We start from the raw sequence: 17,896 nt of genomic DNA, 5'->3' as shown, positions 1-17,896 counted from the left end.
ATCAGTCACCCAGCTTTATTTTTCTAAGTTTCGGGCTGTCCGCAAACATATCTTGATGCGTCGTCAAGACAACAATACCGCCATTATCAGCATGACTTGCGAACAAAGATTCAAGCACCTTGACGCCTTGCTTATCAATGGCAGTCAACGGCTCATCTAAAATCCATAAAATTTGCTTACTGAGCCATAACCTTGCCAATGCGACTCGTCGTTGCTGACCTGCGGAAAGTTGTGCTACAGGCACATCTTCTCGACCAGCTAATCCTACTTGAGTCAAAGCGATGAAGATTTCTTCGTCTGAAGAGCGATTATTTTGAATAGATTGATAAAAACGTAAGTTTTCTAATGCGGTAAGCTCTCGTTTCACTCCTGTTTGATGTCCTAAGAAAAGCAGATCTTGATGGAAAACATCACGAGATTTTTCAACCTCTTCGCCTTTCCATTTAATGACACCTTCTTCTCTATCACCTAACCCTGTCACAATCCGTAGCAATGTAGTTTTACCAGTACCATTACGCCCTTCGATCTGGACCAATTCACCAGGCTTAATTTCAAACTGCAGGTTTTCAAACAGAACCCTTTCATCACGGATTGCTGTCAGGTTAGACACTTCTAACATAGAGCTTCAACTAAAAAATGAACGAGCCGCTATATTAGCACAGCTTAGTTATGACAAAACAGGATAAGAGGGCTAGGTTACATGTAAGTTCATGTATTTTTGTTAATTAATCATCACACTTTAATAAAATTAACTATAAGTAGTTATAAGCGCTCATTTTGAATTTGAGAGGCCAGAGCTAAGAGCAAGATCGACTGAAGGTTATCTAGGGTTGTATTTAAGAAGAGCATTAGCGGCTAAAAACAAAAAAAGAGGCGTAATAATGCCTCTTTTTTATCGCTTGATAACCTTTAGCGTCGACGACGTCCACGCGTTGGATATTCTGCGTCATCTGATGGCTGACCACTTAATGGTGGAATCTTCTCTTTCCCCGCCAGTTTCTTCTGCAGTGAAAGCATCAACTCAGCTTCGGCTTTTGGTAGTTCGCACTCTTCAATCAGCTCGTTGATATCAGCGCCAAGCTGTACCATTTTAGAAGCGCGACTGTACAAGCGACCATCAGTATCAGCGTGTTCGAGTTCGCGAATTCTCTCGTTTAAGTGCTGAATAATGTCTTGTTGCTCCGTCACTTTTTGTCCAAGACCAACGACAACCGAGCGCACTTCGAGTAACTGCTTACTCAACTTTTGCACTTCTTTATCTGCGTGTCGAGATTGAGATCGTTGTTGGTCTAACTGCTTTTGTAACCCCGAGCGAATCCGCAGTTGCAAAACAACCAATACTAACACGATAAAAGCGACGCCACCCGCAAGGAATGGAGCAGATAAAAGAGTCTCTTCAGCCATCATCATTCAGCCATTAAAGGTGAGCCATCTCGTCCCACTCGTCATCTGTTAGCAGCTTGTTCAAATCCACAAGGATAAGAAGCTTGCCGTCACGGTTGCTCACACCTTGGATGAACTTCGCACTCTCGTCGGTACCAACTGAAGGCGTCGTATCAATTTCAGAAGAACGCAGATAAACGACTTCTGCCACGCTATCTACTAAGATACCGATCACTTGACGCTCAGACTCGATCACAATAATACGAGTGTTGTCGGTGACTTCACCTTCCATCAGGCCAAAACGTGAACGTGTATCGATAACAGTAACTACATTACCGCGTAGGTTGATGATACCAAGTACATAATCTGGTGCACCTGGGACAGGGGCAATTTCAGTATAACGAAGTACTTCACGAACTTGCATTACGTTGATGCCGTACGTTTCTTCTTCTAGCTGGAACGTCACCCACTGAAGAACTTCGTCATTCGATGCATCTTTCTTCACTTCTACTTCAAAAGCTTGAGACATAGTTAATCCTCGTTAATGTCGTTCCCGACTTAAATCTAATTCAGTGATTTGACATCTAAACCGGCGTTTAGCATGTCAATGAGCGCCTGGACATGAATTAAGGCACACATTTTTTCTTTTACCATGCCCGCTAACCAAGGGCGTTTACCCGCCTGCTCACGCCAGCGAACCTTGTCGATATTAAGCGTTTCAGTCCCCATTAATTGGTTACTGGCCAACCCCCACATGCTCTCACCAAGCATGACGACATATTGGTAGTTATCTTTATAGCTATCATCACGAAGCTTATCTGCCATCACCCATTTCGCGGTATCGACGACATCAAACTGTTGCTCGCGATTTGTTTGTAGCCCCAAATACCATGCGGGTTTTCCTATCAAATGGTTAAGCTCGCTAATGCGATGAATACCACCTAACTCATCAAGAGGTACAGCAAACGTGACACCATTCACATCAAAGTAAAGAACTTGGAAGTCCTCACTTCGCTTCGTACTCTCCCAGGCCGTTGGTATATCGGAATCTGCTTGTGTTTCGAGTTCAGTATCGACGTTCGATTCTATATTGATACTTTGTTCGATCACTGCGTGAGGTTCATCCACCTCTGGTTGAGCTTCCTCAAAAACTGGCTCATCAATCACCCAGTCCTGTATTTCCTCAACACCCTGAAGCTCAGGCACCTCACTAAAGGTTTGTACCTCAGGCTCAGCCGCTTTTATCTCTGCTGCAATATCAATCGTATTTTGTTCAAGAATACTATCAATATCCAACTCAGCCACTGGGTTGCTTGCTTCCAGCTGACTTAATAACCTTTGAACATCTTCCAGGTTTGGAGCTTCCAACTCTGGCGGATATGTTTCTTGAAACTGGTACGTTTCTGGCTCCGAGTATTGTAGTTGTAATTCTGGCTCTGGCTCTGGCTCTGGCTCTGGCTCTGGCTCTGGCTCTGGCTCTGGCTCTGGCTCTGGCTCTGCAGGTGATACCTCTTGAGCCAACAGGTCAAGGTCTTCCTCAAGAGTCGTTATTTCAGTTTCATCATCCAGTAATGCATTAAAGTAGTCATCAAGTGCTTGTTCACTGGACAGCACATCATTACTGCTCATCGAACGCCAACCTCTCCAGGTAAATCAGTAGCTGTTTATAGGCAAACACACCACGGCTACCAGATGCAAAATGCGAAGCTGGCAAGTGCTTTAAACTGGCATCGCGGAACTTGGTATCAATAGGCACCGCTGAGGTCCACACTTGATTTGGGTAATCTTTTTTCAGTTGCATCAATGTCTGCAATGACGCTTTCGTGCGCTTATCGTACATGGTTGGGACGATAGTCACTTTGAAACCGCCCGGGCGAGATTTTTGCATAATGGTTAGCGTACGCATCATGCGCTCTAGACCTTTCATCGCCAAAAACTCTGTTTGAACAGGAATCAAAATTCGGTCACTGGCTGCCAACGCGTTCACCATCATCACGCCAAGGATTGGCGGACAGTCAATCAACACATAGTCATAGTCTTGTGAGACAGTTTGCAGCGCCCGTTTTAAGATTAATCCCATACCACTGCGATTACCCATTACGCGATCAAGCGTGGCAAGGGACATATGCGCGGGAATGATATCCATTCCTTCCAGCTCTGTTTCTAAAATCAACGGCTTAACCGTCTCACGAGAAAACGTCTTCAACTGGAATAAATCAAATAGGCTCGAAGTTACTGCATCAGGATCATAACCGAGATAAGTGGTCAGTGAGGCGTGAGGATCAGTATCAACCATCAATACTCGATGGCCTTTCTGGCTCAATAAGCCCGCCAATGTCACTGTTGAGGTGGTTTTACCCACGCCTCCTTTCTGGTTTGCTACACTCCAAACAATCATGATGAATCCTAAGCTAGGCCAACTTCCACCAACATGCGTTCAGCAATGCGGTCAAGCGGTAAATCTTCTGAAGAGATGCCTGCTTTAGCAACCGCTTGGGGCATGCCATAAACAACACAACTTTCTTCATCTTGTGCCCAAATAGTTGAGCCTGCAGACTTCAACATGCGAGCGCCCTCACGACCGTCTGCACCCATGCCTGTCAACACTAAAGAGAGCACTTTGTCGCTATATACTTTTGCGGCAGAACCAAAAGTCACATCCACACATGGTTTGTAGTTCATGCGGTCGCCGCCATCAATAATGCGAAGACGAGCAGCGCCCGCTCGTCCATCCACCATCATTTGTTTCCCACCTGGTGCAAGGTATGCGACACCGGGCTGTAACACATCGCCATCTTGTGCTTCTTTCACTTGAATCTTGCACAAGGTGTTCAAACGACTGGCAAACGCAGCAGTAAACGTTGCTGGCATGTGTTGAATCAATACAATCGGATGCGGATAGTTCATCGGCAAACGCGTCAGAATTTTTTGTAGAGCAACGGGGCCACCTGTTGATGTGCCAATTGCCGTCAGTTGATACTTCTTACCAGAAGCACGGTACTTTGTCGCAGCAGGTCGAGTTGGTGTTGGAGTCACAGGTGAAGCCGTTCTTGAACCTAATGGTCGAGTAGTCGTGCTGGTACTCGCTGTTGGGCGAGCGATAGGTCGACGCATGAAAGCGCGCTTCGAGGCAATCTGAATCACACGCTGTTGAAGTAATGACACAGCTTCTTCACGGTTACGCGCAATGTCCTCAAACTTTTTCGGTAAGAAGTCCAATGCGCCCGCATCTAGCGCATCAAGCGTAGCTTTCGCCCCGTCGTGGGTCAGGGACGAAAACATTAGAATTGGCGTTGGAGCAGCGGCCATTATTTCACGTACAGCTGTAATGCCATCCATCACTGGCATTTCAATATCCATCGTGATGACGTCAGGTTTGAGAGATTTGGCTTTCTCAACCGCCTCTCTACCATTTACCGCAACGTCAATCACTTCTAGGCGCGATTCTGAGTTGATGATTTCGCTCACGCGACGTCGGAAAAAACTCGAATCATCAACGACTAGTACTTTAATCGCCATCTTATTCCTTTTAATAACGTCAGCTTTGCTTAAAGGCGTGAAGCCGCAGCGTATCGCTTAAGTAAATCAGGCACATCTAGAATTAATGCAATGTGGCCATCGCTAGTAATTGTCGCACCAGCCATACCTGGAGTGCCCTGTAATAGATTATCGAGTGGCTTAATAACCACTTCTTCTTGACCAATAAGCGTATCCACAACAAAACCAACGCGCTGGTTACCAATCTGTACAATCACCACGTGACCGTGACCAGTACGCTCTTGGACGTTTTGCGATTTGGATGCCAACCAGTTTTGTAAGTAAAATAGTGGGATAGATTTCTCACGCACAATAATCGTCAGCTGACCATCTACCACGTTTGTACGACTAAGATCCAAGTGGAAAATTTCACTCACCGAAGCCAGTGGTAGCGCAAAAGGATGACCGCCAACACCAACCATCAGAGTCGGTAAAATCGCTAACGTTAGTGGTACTTTGATCGTAATCTTAGTGCCCTTGCCTAGCTCAGAATCGATATCGATTGAACCGTTTAAGGTATTGATCGCCGTCTTAACCACGTCCATACCCACACCACGACCAGAGATGTCAGAAATTTTATCTTTACTTGAGAAGCCAGGTGCGAAGATAAGGTTGAAGCACTCTTTATCTGTTAAACGTGCCGCCGCATCTTCATCCATCATGCCACGCTTCACCGCGATGCCACGCAGTTTGTTCGGGTCCATACCGCCACCATCATCTACGATGGATAGTTCAATATGGTCCCCTTCTTGCGATGCTGACAAAACCACTTTACCTGTACGTGATTTGCCGGCCTTCGCGCGTGCGTCTGGCATTTCAATACCGTGATCAACCGAGTTACGCACCAAGTGAATCAACGGATCGGCCAATGCTTCTACAAGGTTTTTATCGAGATCGGTTTCTTCACCGCGCATTTCTAGCACGATGTCTTTATTTAGGTTACGAGCCAAGTCACGGACAACGCGTGGGAAACGGCCAAACACTTTCTTAATTGGCTGCATACGCGTTTTCATTACCGCGCCTTGTAGATCCGCAGTTACCACATCAAGGTTAGCGACCGCTTTGGACATCTCTTCGTTGTCGCTATTCAAACCAAGGCTTAATAGGCGGTTTCGAACCAATACGAGCTCACCCACCATGTTCATGATGGTATCAAGCGTCGAGGTGTCAACACGAACGGTTGCTTCAGCCTGAGGTTTTTTAACCGCTGGTGCTTTGGCTTCTTCTTTTACCGCGACTGGTTTAGATTCTGGCTTTGGTGCTGGCGCTGCTTGAACGGGTGCTGGCTTAGCAACAGGCTCAGGTTTCGCAGGGCTTTGCTCTACGTTTGCTGAAGCAGGCTTCGTTGCCATGTCCAATTCTTCTAGCGTTGGGCCTTTACCTGAACCATGTAGCTCATCGAGTAACTTTTCGAACTCTTCGTCCGTCATTAAGTCACTGTCTTGATTTGATGAAGATGCCACTGGAGCGGAAGGCTCTGCCGCTTTAGGTGGCTCTACTGGTACGGATGCAGATGCAGCAGCCTCTGCCGTAGAAGGGCTTTTTCCTACACCGTGCAGTTCATCGAGTAAACGTTCAAACTCATCATCAGTGATATCACCACTTTCAACTGATGGCGCACTCGATTGAGGCGGTTCAGATGGCGTTGTAGATGTCGCAGACATTGAGGCGCCTGGCGCTGAACCTTTACCATGAAGCTCATCAAGTAGCTTTTCGAATTCGTCTTGGGTAATTTCATCAACAGAGCCGACACTTGATGGTGCTGACGGCGCAGCAGGTTCTTCGATGATAGGCTCGGGAATAATAGGCTCTGGAGTAGCCACTGGTTCTTCAACTACGGTTGCAGCGACTTCATCTTCTGACTCAGGTTTGCATAGACGATGAAGTTCTTCAAGAAGCTCAGGGTCCGCAGCTTCTAACGGCTCACGATCTTGAACAGCCTGGAACTGGGTATTAACCGTATCCAAGGCTTTTAGCATCGTATCCATTAAGTTTTGCGTTACCGTGCGTTGACCGTTTCGTAAAACGTCGAACACGTTCTCCGCACCATGACAAGTATCGACTAGCTCTGCCAATGAAAGGAAGCCGGCACCGCCTTTTACGGTATGAAACCCGCGGAAAATAGCATTAAGTAAGTCTTTGTCTTCTGGGTTATTTTCCAATTCAACCAACTGCTCAGAAAGCAGCTCGAGAATTTCCCCAGCCTCAATGAGAAAGTCCTGAAGAATATCTTCGTCTAAATCGTAGCTCATACGTTACCTTTAAAATCCAAGACTGGACAACAAGTCATCGACTTCGTCCTGCGATGAAACCGCATCTTCTCTCAGTTCTGGATGAAGAATCGGGCCTTCGGCTTCGCTTGTTTGTGTATTCTTTTTATCTGCCGGTTCTGACAAAACTTGAATATGTTCTTCAAGTTTATTTCCAGAGAATACGGTTAGGATTTCCACTAAGCGGCCTTCAACTTCATTAACCAACGTAATTACGCGGCGAATGATTTGGCCAGTTAGGTCTTGGAAGTCTTGCGCCATGAGAATTTCGGTCAATTGGCCGCGCAATTCAGTGCTGTCACCTTCGACTTGCACTAATAGCCCGTCGATTCGGTGACACAGTGCTTTAAATTCGCTTAATTCTATGCGCCCGTGCATGAGTTCATTCCATTGAGGACGAACTTTTAGAAGGCAATCATGCAGGTTATCAGCGATAGGAAGGCAGCAGTCGACCGCATCCATTGTTTTGTTGGCTGCAAGCTCTGTCTTCTCGATCACATAATTGAGACGATCCCTAGCGTTAGGGATTTCGTCTTTCGCAATTTCGGTCATGCGCTGATCGAGACTGAACTGCTTGAGTGATTCGTGAAGGTCTCGAGTTAACGCTCCAATTTCTTGCAGCATTGGGTTATCGGCACCTTCGTAGATCGAGGCAACAAGCATATTGGCTTGGTCTTGTTCCCCGTTTTCTAGCATTTGAACGAGTGACTTCGCCTGCTCTAGTGAGATCATTCTGAATAGACCCTTTTACGTTTAGTTCTTCTTATCACTTTGAAAACGCTAAACGAGTCATTTAATAGGTATTTAATAATTGGTATGAATGACTCGAATAACAAAGAGAAAGAGAGAGTTATAAACGCTCGAAAATTTTATCTAATTTTTCTTTTAATGTTGCAGCAGTAAATGGCTTAACAATGTAGCCGTTTACACCTGCTTGAGCAGCTTCAATGATCTGCTCACGCTTCGCTTCAGCCGTGATCATTAGAACTGGCAGATGCTTAAGTTCTGCATCCGCGCGGATGTGTTTAAGCAAATCGATGCCTTGCATACCTGGCATGTTCCAGTCAGTTACAACAAAATCGAAGTCACCTTTTTTCAGCATTGGTAATGCGGTTAAACCATCGTCCGCTTCTTGAGTGTTATTGAAACCCAAGTCACGAAGCAGGTTTTTAACAATACGGCGCATTGTTGAGAAATCATCAACAATAAGGATCTTCATGTTTTTATTCAAAATTGCCTCCACTGAATCGTAAAATCAGTGTTTTTAGTCATTTTGTGTCCACGCACTGAGCTTGGTACGTAAACGTTGCATCGCTTGACTCAGTATTTGACTTACGCGAGATTCGCTTACGCCTAACACATCGCCAATTTCTTTCAAATTGAGTTCTTCATCATAATAAAGCGAAAGAACCAAAGCTTCACGCTCTGGAAGCTGTTTTATTGATTCAACCAGTGCTTTTCGAAATGATTCATCAACTACCCCTTTGAATGGGTTGCTGTCATCGGTTTCATCCGCCGGTGAAATCACATCATCAGAAACGCCTAAATCTTCAATACCGACTAATTTTGAGCAGTTGATATCGGTAAGAGCACTATGATATTGATCCAGTGTCATACCGAGATGCGTGGCTACTTCAGAATCAGTAGGATCTCGATTTAATTCGCCTTCCAGCTCCGCAATCGCTTGGTTAATCTCTCGATTATTTTTATGAACAGAACGCGGTACCCAATCGCCTTTACGCATGTCATCTAACATTGCGCCACGAATACGGATACCTGCATAAGTTTCAAAGCTCGCACCTTTAGAACCATCATAATTCTGCTGAGCTTCGATAAGACCGATCATGCCGGCCTGAATTAAATCCTCTACCTGAACACTCGGCGGTAAACGGCCTAGTAGGTGGTGAGCAATGCGCTTAACCAACACTGAATAACGTTCAATGAACGCCTGCTGGCTATTAAATTTGCCATGTTGGTCATAGGTTATCGCTTTATTCACCAAAAGGGTCCTCTGCGAATTCGGTACGATTTAGCAACCTTTCCACAAAAAATTCCAAGTGTCCACTTGGTGTTTTCGGTAGTGGCCACGTCAACGCTTTGTTTGCTAGTGAGCTGATAGCTAAAGCGGCAGGCGAGCGTGGGAACGCATCAACGACAATTTTTTGTCTTTTTACAGCCTGTCGTACTTTATCATCTAATGGAATACATGCTACGAGTTCAAGGCTAACATTCAAGAATCGCTCTGTGACTAGTGTCAACTTTGCAAACAATTCTCGCCCTTCACGGTAGCTTCTGACCATATTTGCTACAACTTTAAAGCGTTGAACTTGGTGTTCTTTACTCAACAGCTTGATTAATGCATAGGCATCTGTGATTGACGTCGGTTCATCACACACAACTACAACCACATCTTGAGCTGCTCGCGAAAAACTGATTACCATGTCAGAGATACCAGCAGCGGTATCAATCAGCAGGACATCCATTTCGTCTTCAAGACTACCAAATGCTCGGATGAGTCCGGCATGCTGAGCGTGAGAAAGCTCTGTCATGCTCTGTGTGCCAGAAGTTGCAGGAATTATCTTTATACCATAAGGCCCTTCGACAATCGCATCTTTTAGCTCACATTCACCCGCTAAGACATGTCCTAGATTACGTTTTGCACGAATTCCGAGCATCACGTCCACATTGGCCAGACCTAAATCAGCGTCGAGAACCATCACCTTCTTGCCTTGGCGAGCCATACAAATCGCCAGACCCAGTGTTACGTTTGATTTCCCCACACCACCTTTGCCGCCAGTAACAGCAATCACTTTGGTCAACGATGGTTGTGTTAAGCGACGGAGGCCGCTTGCTTGATCGTGTATCATATTCTCAGTCATAGTAGTCCGCCGCCTTAGAGTCCTTCACTGTCACTGTTCCAAAAGTGAGGTTCGTTCTCTGTCGACTTCTCTAACAGTTCATTTGCTTTCGCAAGCATATATTTTGGTTGCGCTATCACAATGTCTTCTGGTACGCGCTGACCATTAGCGATGTAAGCTACTGGCATTGCGTTTTGAATCACTACACTGATGAATTCGCCTAGGCTTAATGACTCATCAAGCTTCGTCATAATACAACCCGAAAGTGGTATACGTCGGAAGTGATCCAGCGTTTCTTGTAGAACACGACGTTGTGCGGTAGCCGGCAAAACAAGGTAGCTGTGAATCACTTCTCCGCTCTCTTGCATTAGAGTGTCGAGCTGCTCGGAAAGCCTCACATCTCGTTGCCCCATCCCTGCCGTATCGACCAAAATCAGTCTTCTGTTTCTTAGCTGATATATAACATCGGCTAACTCGTTAGAATCTTTAGCAACTCTTACGGGACAACCCATGATTCTTCCGTAAATTGAGAGTTGCTCATGTGCACCTATGCGATATGTATCTGTTGTCACAAGGGCCACATTGTCGGCACCGTATTCCATGGCTGCGCGTGCTGCGAGTTTCGCTACGGTCGTTGTTTTCCCAACCCCCGTCGGACCCAACAATGCGACTACGCCACCACGTTTTAAAATGTCCTGTTTAGGAATATTGATTTGATCCGCCACCAGCGACAATAACGCTTTCCACGCTCGCGCTGGCTTTGTATCTTCCGGGATATAACAGGCCATCTGGTCTGCTAACTCCGGAGAAACGCCCATTCGCTCTAAGCGCTTGATCAGCATTGCTCTTAGCGGCTCACGGCGTTCTACTTCTTGCCACATCAGGCCAGAAACTTGGTGCTCCAACAGACGACGAATTGACGTCATCTCTTCGCGCATGCTTTCTAGCTCATCGGCCGATTCGTCACGCTCATCGCTTGGGCGACGTCGGTCATATCGCGTCGGGTCCAGCTTGGGCGTCGGACGTTCAAATCGATTGTCCTGTGCGATTAGCTTCGCCAAAGGTGAATCTGGTTGATATGGCGCTGGCTTTTCTTGGTTGTAGCCGTCGCGATGCTTATTTTGGCGTTGCAGCAAAGCAGAGAGCGAATCTTCATTTTCCGCTACGTGGTCGTCAGCATCTGCTGCACCACCGCTATATTGCTTAAGCATATTAGCGAATCGCTGCGTCATTGAGCCTGTTTTTTCATTGTTACTGTTATTACTGTTCAGGCTAATTTTATCTTCATCTAAGTGACGATCTTGGTAACGATCAGCAGAAGACGATGACATTTGACGATGTTCGTTATAGCGATTCGATTGAGAAGCACCGCGATTTTGCTGTGACGCTGCGCTTGCTTGAAGCGGATTAGATTCACTATCTATCGCCGCAACAATCGCTACTCCACCAGCCACTTTCTTGTTTGACATGATCACCGCTTCCGCGCCTAACTCCTCTTTCACTTGGAGCAGCGCCGTTCTCATGTCTTTGGCAAAAAATCGCTTTATTTTCAAACTATGAATCCATTAATGATGCGTGAGATCAGTTACCCACGGCTTGCACAATTCTGATCTGTTTTTCATCCGGGATTTCTTGGTAAGACAGTACCCGGAGATTAGGTATTGTGTTCTTCACAAATTTCGCCAACGTCGAGCGTAATACACCAGAAGTAAGCAGAACGGCAGGTTCGCCTTTCAGTTCTTGTTCCTGTGTCGCTTGGCTTAGTGAAGACTGCAATCGCTCAGCGAGTCCCGGTTCAATCCCCGCGGATTCGCCTCCTGATGCTTGCATAGTTTGATGCAATATTTGTTCCAGTTCAGGTATCAAAGTAATCACTGGTAACTCAGGCTCTATACCATTGATTTCTTGAACAATTAGACGTTTAAGACTAATTCGAACTGCTGCCGTCAATATGTCAGCTTCTTGACTCTTACTTGAGTACTCAGCCAAAGTTTGAACAATCGTGCGAATATCGCGGATTGGAATGGCCTCGTTTAACAAGTTTTGTAGGACTTTCACCACCACACCTAATGGTAATTGGTCAGGAACAAAGTTCTCGATTAACTTAGGCGCGCTGCGTCCCAACATTTCTAATAAATTCTCTACTTCTTCATGACCAATTAGCTGTGATGCGTTGTTGGTCAATAACTGGCTCAGGTGCGTCGCTAATACCGTTGATGAATCAACAACCGTATAACCTAAGGCTTGCGCGTGCTCACGCTGATCTTCTCGGATCCATACGGCTTCCAGTCCAAAAGCAGGGTCAATGGTTGGCTCGCCATCAATCATGCCATACACCTGACCTGGGTTAATCGCTAGCTCTTGATCCGGACGAATCTCAGCTTCGCCGACCGCAACCCCCATTAATGTGATTCGATAGCTGTTTGGCGTCAGTTCAAGGTTGTCACGTATGTGAACCGCAGGGATTAAGAACCCAAAATCTTGCGATAGCTTTTTACGCACGCCTTTTACGCGCTCTAACAGTTCCCCACCTTGGTCTCTGTCCACCAAAGGGATTAAGCGATAACCGACTTCCAAGCCAATAATATCGACTGGCTGGACGTCATCCCAAGACAGTTCGCGCTGTGAGGAAGGTTCTGCACCTTCGTCTGCTGTTGCTGGTAAAGCGGGCTCTTTCGCTTTCTGCTTCTGCCGTTTGTCGATGAAATATGCCGCTGCACCGGCCGCGACTGCCAGGCTCAAAAACGCAAAGTGTGGCATGCCCGGTACGATGCCCATCACACCAAGAATAGCCGCAGTAATCATCAGCGCTTTTGGGTTGTCGAACATCTGGAAGACCAGTTGTTCACCCATGTCTTCATCGGTGTTTTGGCGTGTCACCATCATTGCCGCTGCAATCGACAGCAATAGCGATGGGATTTGTGCGACCAAACCATCTCCGATTGTCAGTAAGGTATAGATTTCAATCGCTTCACCGAAACCCAATCCATACTGCGCCATACCGATCGACAGACCACCGACGATGTTGATAAACAGAATCAAAATACCGGCAATCGCGTCACCTTTTACGAACTTCGAGGCACCATCCATCGAGCCATAGAAATCCGCTTCTTTGGTCACTTCAAAACGACGAACTCTTGCCTGCTCTTGGTCTATCAATCCGGCATTCAAGTCGGCATCAATCGCCATTTGCTTACCCGGCAACGCATCAAGCGTAAAGCGAGCACTTACCTCAGAGATACGACCCGCACCTTTGGTCACCACCATAAAGTTGATGATCATTAAGATGAGGAAAACCACTAGGCCGACCGCGTAGTTACCACCAATAACGACGTTACCGAACGCCTCAATTACGTTACCTGCCGCATTACCGCCTTCATGACCATGCAGTAAGACGACACGAGTCGAGGCAACGTTCAAAGCCAAGCGGAGCAACGTGGCGATCAGCAATACCGTTGGAAAAGCAGCGAAGTCCAAAGGGCGACGTGTGTAAACGGTCACTAACAACACCACCATCGACAGCGCGATGTTAAAGGTGAAGAACATATCCAGCAAAAATGCTGGAATCGGCAGTACCACCATCGCTAGGGTGGCCAAAACCATCACCGGAGCACCAATAGCTGGCATTTCACGTTGAGGGATTCGTGGCAATTTATCTGCAAACGGCAGGCTTAACTTCATACTGCGAGAGATCTCAATCGATTGAAGCGTCACGTAAGCTCTTACTATTAATACGCGACCGCTTTAGCCTAAAAGTTTAGGTAGGGTTGATAATTAAAGCGTTTTAAGCAATCTATGTACCATAATTAGCGCCAAAATAATGACTAAACACTCAAATAGAGCTTAGCTTTTGATCAAACGAGCTTTTTTAAGGCTTTACCGCTTTTCGTATCAATGACGGTGCTCGGGCGGGATTGGCAAATCATAATCTTGAATTTTCGGGCGCTGTCCACCTCGTTTTCGGTATTGCTTCAATTGGAATACAAATGCCAAAACCTGAGCGACGGCAGTAAACAACCCATCGGGGATCTCTTGCTCGAGCTCTGTCGTGTGGTACAACGCACGAGCCAAAGGTGGTGCAGGCACAATCGTAATGTCATGTTCGCGGGCGACTTCTCGAATCTTCATCGCCATGTGGTCAGTACCTTTAGCGATCACGACTGGCGCACGGTCTGTCTTCTGCTTATAACGAAGCGCTACCGAGAAGTGCTCAGGGTTAGTAACAATAACATCAGCTTGAGGAACATCCGCCATCATTCGACGTTGAGCCGCTTCCCTTTGCAACATACGAATACGGCCTTTCACTTCCGGCTTACCTTCAGTCTCTTTGTATTCGTCTTTGACTTCTTGCTTGGTCATTTTTAACTGATCGGCGTGCTGCCAGATTTGAAATGGAATATCGATGGCAACCACAATCAATAGCGAGCAACTGATCAGCAAAATAAAGTTCAGCAAAATATCTAAAGCATGGAAGATGTTTTGCGGATACACATCCATGCTCAATTGAATCAGATCGGCCTGCGATGCTTGGATCAAATAGATGGCGACACCAGTGACCAGAACCACTTTAAGGATTGATTTGATCAACTCTACCCAGCTTTGCATTCCAACCATTCGCTTTAAGCCGCTAAGCGGATTCATTTTCGACAGCTTGGGCATGGCCGCTTGGGCAGAAAAACTGATTCCTCCCACACCTGCTGCTCCAATCATGGCGGCGGTAAACAATGTCGCTAACACCAAAAATAGTGGGAACAACAAATCACTCATCGCGCCCAAAGCGATATCAAACAGTTTTGCAGTATCGAAAATCTCTTCTCGTTGAAGATCAAATAAACGGCTCATGATGGAAAACAATGAACGTGCTAACGCCTCGCCAAACCACATCAATGAAATGGCGCCAACGATCAGCACAGATGCTGATGCAAGCTCTTTAGATCGAGCGACCTGCCCCTTTTCTCTGGCTTGTTGTAACCGTCGGGGCGTGGCTTCTTCGGTGCGTTCCTGACCGTCTGATTCTGCCAAATCTTAGCACTCCAAGCGAATAAGCCGACAAATCTGCGCCTCACCCACTGTCCAGAACATGTCATAATGACTGTATAGACCAGCCAGTATGTACCAACAAAGTAATAGACCCACCATCAAAGCAAAAGCAAAACCAAGCGAGAAGATATTCAGCTGTGGTGCGGCACGGGTCATTACACCAAACGACAAGTTAATAGTCAGTAGCGCAATAATACCAGATAAAGACATACTCAGTGCCGTTTGGAACATAATACCAAGCCAGCCTGCCATTTCACGGAAATCAACCGCGTTTAGAGAGCCGGAGCCAATCGGCAAAGTTTTAAAACTGAACACCACCAATTGCAGCATTTTTAAGTGTCCATCGGTGGCAAGGAAAAACATTGTCGTTAAGAACATGAATAACTGGCCAAGCAATGGCGTGTTCTGACCATTTGCGGGATCAACCATAGAAGCAAAGCCCAAACTTGATTGCATACCCAATATTTGACCAAGTAGGACAAAGGTTTGAATCATAAATTGAGTAACCATACCCATCGCTATGCCGATGATCATTTGCTCGGCAATGGTCATGAAGCCACGAAACGAGAGTAGCTCAATGTCTTGAGGTACGGCAGGGATGGCTGGCATGACAGCGAAAGTGATGGCTAAACCGAGGTAAAGGCGGATTCTTGGCGAAACAAATCGGGCCCCGGTTACTGTCATCACCATCAACATGGATGAGATACGAACATAGGGCCAGAAGTAGTTTGCGATCCAATCTAAGACAACGCTAGTGGGGTACTCCATAGGCGCCTCTAATAAAGCACCTGAGGTAAGCGTTCAATCAAGCCATAGAAATATTCCATCAACATTTGCGTCATCCAATGCCCAAACAGCATCAGGGCCAAAAGCGTGACAATCAAACGCGGTAAGAAGCTCAATGTTTGTTCGTTGATGGATGTCGCAGCTTGAAAAATCGCGACTACAAGGCCGATAAGCAAACTTGGGATGATAATAGCGCAGACCATGATAAGCACCATCCAAAGTGCTTCACGGAAAAGCTCGACAAACATTTCAGGTGTCATGTCTTATCCTCTATCTGCGCTTATCTAAAGGGCAAAGCTGCCCGCAAGTGTCGAGAGTATCAAGTTCCAACCATCGACCAATACGAACAACATCAACTTGAACGGCAACGAAACAATCATTGGTGACAACATCATCATACCCATTGCCATCAGTACCGAAGCGACTACAAGGTCAATAATCAAAAACGGCAAGAAGAGCATAAAGCCAATTTGGAATGCAGTTTTTAGCTCTGAGGTGATAAAAGCCGGAATCAACACCGCCATCGACACATCTTCTGGATTCTCGACTTGCTCTCCTGACATGGTTACAAACGTCTCCAAATCTTTGATTCGGGTCTGTTTAAGCATAAATGCTTTCATTGGCGCTTGTGCAGCATCAAACGCTTCTCGCGCCGTAACTTGCTCGTTCAAATAAGGCTGAACAGCTTTGTCGTTGATTTCATTCAGGACAGGAGACATAACAAAAAAGGTCAAAAACAGCGCAATACCAATAATGACCTGATTAGAAGGCGTTTGTTGCAAACCCATTGCCTGACGCAATATCGACATCACCACTACAATTCGAGTGAACGAGGTCATCAGAATCACCATGGCAGGCAAGAAGCCAAGCATGGTCATTAACGCTAAAATTTGTAGTGTAACCGAGTAGTCTTCACTGCCATCAGGGTTCGTGGTCATGGTGAATGCTGGAATACCACCGCCACTAGAAACGGACATAGCACGGCTAGCACCAGTATCACTTTGCATAGCCTGAACTGTAACACTACTTCCATCGGCTAAGTTATCTGGCAGCGCTGACTCCTCTGCTTCAGCAAAGGTAAATGAAGAAAACAGCACGCCGACAAAAAGTAACAACGTACTCAGGAGCAAACGAATTGGATTACCCTTTGTCATGTTTTTTGATCAGCTGGCTAAATTGAGTCGCAAAAGCATTGGTCGCCAACTCTTCCTCTTTCAGTGGCTTATCTAACTTGGCTAAAGTTTGGATCGATTGGCTAGTAATCCCAACCAAAAACTGTTCTTCACCCACTTGAACTACTGCGATTCTTTCTTTTGTACCCACTGGCAACTGACTCACTATACGCAAGCCCTTTTGTTGTCCCATCGCTGGCGCTTGCATACGTTTCAGCAACCAAGCCAGCAAAAGAATCACGCCGATTACAAGCACAAGCGAGCCAAGTGTCGTCGCAAGATCCAGATTATTTGGTGCGGCAGCAAATGCATAAGGAGCACTTAGCATTAAGCTCAGTGCTCCAGTGATTTGCTTCAATCGCATTTTGATTGAACGACTCATCTTAACGCAGCTTCTTAATTCGTTCAGTTTGGCTGATCACATCCGTCAAACGGATACCAAACTTATCGTTTACGACCACGACTTCGCCGTGAGCAATCAAAGTACCGTTAACCAATACATCGAGCGACTCACCGGCTAGACGATCCAACTCAACAACCGAACCTTGGTTAAGCTGCAACAGGTTCCGAATGCTAATTTGAGAACGACCGACTTCCATCGAAATCGTCACCGGGATATCCATAATAGTGTCGAGTTTACGACGCTCATCTTCGCTAATTGGGCTTGAAGTGTCTTTTAGCTCTTCCAGTGGCGCAGCCAATACTTCATCTACGTCTACAGAAGGGGCAGACGGGTCTTCGCCAAGAGCGGCTGCCCATTCGTCTGCTAGCTTTTGATCGTCACTTGGTTCCATTTTTCTATCCTGTGTTACGCCTAACTCATGCCATAGCATGTCTGTTTAATAAGGTA

Annotated in this window: 19 protein-coding genes; all 19 read right to left on the bottom strand. The window is 46.2% G+C overall.

The features are described 5' to 3' along the window. Position 1: 1 nt before the first annotated feature. Positions 2 to 619 carry a cytochrome c biogenesis heme-transporting ATPase CcmA gene (ccmA, locus tag L3V37_RS13365; RefSeq protein ID WP_005380511.1) on the bottom strand — a complete coding sequence of 206 codons (618 nt, stop codon included), beginning with the start codon at positions 617 to 619 and terminating at the stop codon, positions 2 to 4. A gap of 290 nt (positions 620 to 909) precedes the next feature. Further along, the gene (locus L3V37_RS13360) at positions 910 to 1,404 is read right to left on the bottom strand and encodes a DUF2802 domain-containing protein (RefSeq protein WP_213868031.1); all 495 of its coding nucleotides are present in this window, start codon (positions 1,402 to 1,404) and stop codon (positions 910 to 912) included. 13 nt (positions 1,405 to 1,417) lie between these two features. Beyond that, positions 1,418 to 1,912: a chemotaxis protein CheW gene (locus tag L3V37_RS13355; protein ID WP_005380507.1), complete on the bottom strand. Its 495-nt coding sequence runs from the start codon at positions 1,910 to 1,912 to the stop codon at positions 1,418 to 1,420. Positions 1,913 to 1,947: 35 nt separating this feature from the next. Beyond that, complete coding sequence (locus L3V37_RS13350; RefSeq protein ID WP_237306457.1) at positions 1,948 to 3,012, bottom strand: chemotaxis protein CheW; 1,065 nt, start codon at positions 3,010 to 3,012, stop codon at positions 1,948 to 1,950. Then, positions 3,002 to 3,781, bottom strand: coding sequence for a ParA family protein (locus tag L3V37_RS13345; protein WP_005380505.1), 780 nt, complete (start codon positions 3,779 to 3,781; stop codon positions 3,002 to 3,004). Before L3V37_RS13345 ends, L3V37_RS13350 begins: the two co-directional genes overlap by 11 nt. An 8-nt stretch (positions 3,782 to 3,789) precedes the next feature. After that, on the bottom strand, positions 3,790 to 4,902 hold the full coding sequence (locus L3V37_RS13340; RefSeq protein WP_237306456.1) for a chemotaxis response regulator protein-glutamate methylesterase: 1,113 nt from the start codon (positions 4,900 to 4,902) through the stop codon (positions 3,790 to 3,792). A 29-nt stretch (positions 4,903 to 4,931) separates the two neighbouring features. Beyond that, a complete protein-coding gene (locus tag L3V37_RS13335) occupies positions 4,932 to 7,172 on the bottom strand; it encodes a chemotaxis protein CheA (protein WP_237306455.1) in 2,241 nt (746 codons plus the stop codon). 9 nt (positions 7,173 to 7,181) lie between these two features. Beyond that, positions 7,182 to 7,922, bottom strand: coding sequence for a protein phosphatase CheZ (locus tag L3V37_RS13330; RefSeq protein WP_005380502.1), 741 nt, complete (start codon positions 7,920 to 7,922; stop codon positions 7,182 to 7,184). A 118-nt stretch (positions 7,923 to 8,040) separates the two neighbouring features. Next, on the bottom strand, positions 8,041 to 8,409 hold the full coding sequence (gene cheY, locus L3V37_RS13325) for a chemotaxis response regulator CheY (protein WP_017635949.1): 369 nt from the start codon (positions 8,407 to 8,409) through the stop codon (positions 8,041 to 8,043). Positions 8,410 to 8,454: 45 nt separating this feature from the next. Then, positions 8,455 to 9,189 (bottom strand): RNA polymerase sigma factor FliA, encoded by a 735-nt coding sequence (locus L3V37_RS13320; RefSeq protein ID WP_005380499.1) that lies wholly within the window; start codon positions 9,187 to 9,189, stop codon positions 8,455 to 8,457. Beyond that, a complete protein-coding gene (locus L3V37_RS13315; protein ID WP_005380498.1) occupies positions 9,182 to 10,069 on the bottom strand; it encodes a MinD/ParA family protein in 888 nt (295 codons plus the stop codon). Before L3V37_RS13315 ends, L3V37_RS13320 begins: the two co-directional genes overlap by 8 nt. A 14-nt stretch (positions 10,070 to 10,083) precedes the next feature. After that, the gene (flhF, locus tag L3V37_RS13310) at positions 10,084 to 11,601 is read right to left on the bottom strand and encodes a flagellar biosynthesis protein FlhF (protein ID WP_237306454.1); all 1,518 of its coding nucleotides are present in this window, start codon (positions 11,599 to 11,601) and stop codon (positions 10,084 to 10,086) included. 28 nt (positions 11,602 to 11,629) lie between these two features. Continuing rightward, positions 11,630 to 13,729 carry a flagellar biosynthesis protein FlhA gene (gene flhA, locus L3V37_RS13305; RefSeq protein ID WP_237306496.1) on the bottom strand — a complete coding sequence of 700 codons (2,100 nt, stop codon included), beginning with the start codon at positions 13,727 to 13,729 and terminating at the stop codon, positions 11,630 to 11,632. Positions 13,730 to 13,939: 210 nt separating this feature from the next. Further along, on the bottom strand, positions 13,940 to 15,070 hold the full coding sequence (flhB, locus tag L3V37_RS13300) for a flagellar biosynthesis protein FlhB (RefSeq protein WP_005380490.1): 1,131 nt from the start codon (positions 15,068 to 15,070) through the stop codon (positions 13,940 to 13,942). Between the two features lie 3 nt (positions 15,071 to 15,073). Continuing rightward, positions 15,074 to 15,856: a flagellar biosynthetic protein FliR gene (fliR, locus tag L3V37_RS13295; RefSeq protein ID WP_132936873.1), complete on the bottom strand. Its 783-nt coding sequence runs from the start codon at positions 15,854 to 15,856 to the stop codon at positions 15,074 to 15,076. 8 nt (positions 15,857 to 15,864) lie between these two features. Then, positions 15,865 to 16,134 carry a flagellar biosynthesis protein FliQ gene (fliQ, locus tag L3V37_RS13290; RefSeq protein WP_005380488.1) on the bottom strand — a complete coding sequence of 90 codons (270 nt, stop codon included), beginning with the start codon at positions 16,132 to 16,134 and terminating at the stop codon, positions 15,865 to 15,867. Positions 16,135 to 16,158: 24 nt separating this feature from the next. Further along, complete coding sequence (gene fliP / locus L3V37_RS13285) at positions 16,159 to 17,028, bottom strand: flagellar type III secretion system pore protein FliP (RefSeq protein ID WP_005380487.1); 870 nt, start codon at positions 17,026 to 17,028, stop codon at positions 16,159 to 16,161. Beyond that, the gene (gene fliO / locus L3V37_RS13280; RefSeq protein WP_237306453.1) at positions 17,015 to 17,428 is read right to left on the bottom strand and encodes a flagellar biosynthetic protein FliO; all 414 of its coding nucleotides are present in this window, start codon (positions 17,426 to 17,428) and stop codon (positions 17,015 to 17,017) included. Before fliO ends, fliP begins: the two co-directional genes overlap by 14 nt. A gap of 1 nt (position 17,429) precedes the next feature. Beyond that, the gene (gene fliN, locus L3V37_RS13275; RefSeq protein WP_005380479.1) at positions 17,430 to 17,840 is read right to left on the bottom strand and encodes a flagellar motor switch protein FliN; all 411 of its coding nucleotides are present in this window, start codon (positions 17,838 to 17,840) and stop codon (positions 17,430 to 17,432) included. Positions 17,841 to 17,896: the final 56 nt, after the last annotated feature.

It is taken from the genome of Vibrio sp. D54, from assembly GCF_021728075.1.
GTDB lineage: Bacteria > Pseudomonadota > Gammaproteobacteria > Enterobacterales > Vibrionaceae > Vibrio > Vibrio alginolyticus.
This window is presented reverse-complemented; position numbering and strand designations above follow the sequence as displayed.

What these genes read in the sequence shown, in the direction of transcription:
- ccmA (WP_005380511.1), bottom strand. Translation starts at nt 619, where the DNA reads ATGTTAGAAGTGTCTAACCTGACAGCAATCCGTGATGAAAGGGTTCTG.
- L3V37_RS13360 (WP_213868031.1), bottom strand. Translation starts at nt 1,404, where the DNA reads ATGGCTGAAGAGACTCTTTTATCTGCTCCATTCCTTGCGGGTGGCGTC.
- L3V37_RS13355 (WP_005380507.1), bottom strand. Translation starts at nt 1,912, where the DNA reads ATGTCTCAAGCTTTTGAAGTAGAAGTGAAGAAAGATGCATCGAATGAC.
- L3V37_RS13350 (WP_237306457.1), bottom strand. Translation starts at nt 3,012, where the DNA reads ATGAGCAGTAATGATGTGCTGTCCAGTGAACAAGCACTTGATGACTAC.
- L3V37_RS13345 (WP_005380505.1), bottom strand. Translation starts at nt 3,781, where the DNA reads ATGATTGTTTGGAGTGTAGCAAACCAGAAAGGAGGCGTGGGTAAAACC.
- L3V37_RS13340 (WP_237306456.1), bottom strand. Translation starts at nt 4,902, where the DNA reads ATGGCGATTAAAGTACTAGTCGTTGATGATTCGAGTTTTTTCCGACGT.
- L3V37_RS13335 (WP_237306455.1), bottom strand. Translation starts at nt 7,172, where the DNA reads ATGAGCTACGATTTAGACGAAGATATTCTTCAGGACTTTCTCATTGAG.
- L3V37_RS13330 (WP_005380502.1), bottom strand. Translation starts at nt 7,922, where the DNA reads ATGATCTCACTAGAGCAGGCGAAGTCACTCGTTCAAATGCTAGAAAAC.
- cheY (WP_017635949.1), bottom strand. Translation starts at nt 8,409, where the DNA reads ATGAAGATCCTTATTGTTGATGATTTCTCAACAATGCGCCGTATTGTT.
- L3V37_RS13315 (WP_005380498.1), bottom strand. Translation starts at nt 10,069, where the DNA reads ATGACTGAGAATATGATACACGATCAAGCAAGCGGCCTCCGTCGCTTA.
- flhA (WP_237306496.1), bottom strand. Translation starts at nt 13,729, where the DNA reads ATGAAGTTAAGCCTGCCGTTTGCAGATAAATTGCCACGAATCCCTCAA.
- fliR (WP_132936873.1), bottom strand. Translation starts at nt 15,856, where the DNA reads ATGGAGTACCCCACTAGCGTTGTCTTAGATTGGATCGCAAACTACTTC.
- fliQ (WP_005380488.1), bottom strand. Translation starts at nt 16,134, where the DNA reads ATGACACCTGAAATGTTTGTCGAGCTTTTCCGTGAAGCACTTTGGATG.
- fliP (WP_005380487.1), bottom strand. Translation starts at nt 17,028, where the DNA reads ATGACAAAGGGTAATCCAATTCGTTTGCTCCTGAGTACGTTGTTACTT.
- fliO (WP_237306453.1), bottom strand. Translation starts at nt 17,428, where the DNA reads ATGAGTCGTTCAATCAAAATGCGATTGAAGCAAATCACTGGAGCACTG.
- fliN (WP_005380479.1), bottom strand. Translation starts at nt 17,840, where the DNA reads ATGGAACCAAGTGACGATCAAAAGCTAGCAGACGAATGGGCAGCCGCT.